Raw genomic sequence first — 224 nt, 5'->3', positions numbered from 1 at the left:
GCCGCGGCCAATGCCAGGCAGGTCTTCTCGATAACGCGACCCGCATCCTCACCCACGTTTGACTGGTCAGCGACCGCCTCGTTCGACAACCCACTAATCGGCCCGTGGGTCTTGTACAGCGTGCTGCGCAAGTCGGCCTCTTCGGTCGCCTTCACCCCTTGAGCCGCCTGCTCGGCCGCTTGCCGCAAATACTTCGCAGCCTCCTTCAACCTGGCTGGCTCGAC

Annotated in this window: 1 protein-coding gene; it reads right to left on the bottom strand. The window is 63.8% G+C overall.

Annotated features, from left to right (window positions below; genetic code table 11):
• Positions 1-209: hypothetical protein (locus tag SKC42_RS27605; protein WP_330967388.1), on the bottom strand; the 209-nt coding region annotated here is incomplete at its 3' end.
• Positions 210-224: the final 15 nt, after the last annotated feature.

Origin of the sequence: Mycobacterium sp. 050134 (assembly GCF_036409085.1) — a bacterium.
In the GTDB taxonomy this organism is placed as follows: domain Bacteria; phylum Actinomycetota; class Actinomycetes; order Mycobacteriales; family Mycobacteriaceae; genus Mycobacterium.
This window is presented reverse-complemented; position numbering and strand designations above follow the sequence as displayed.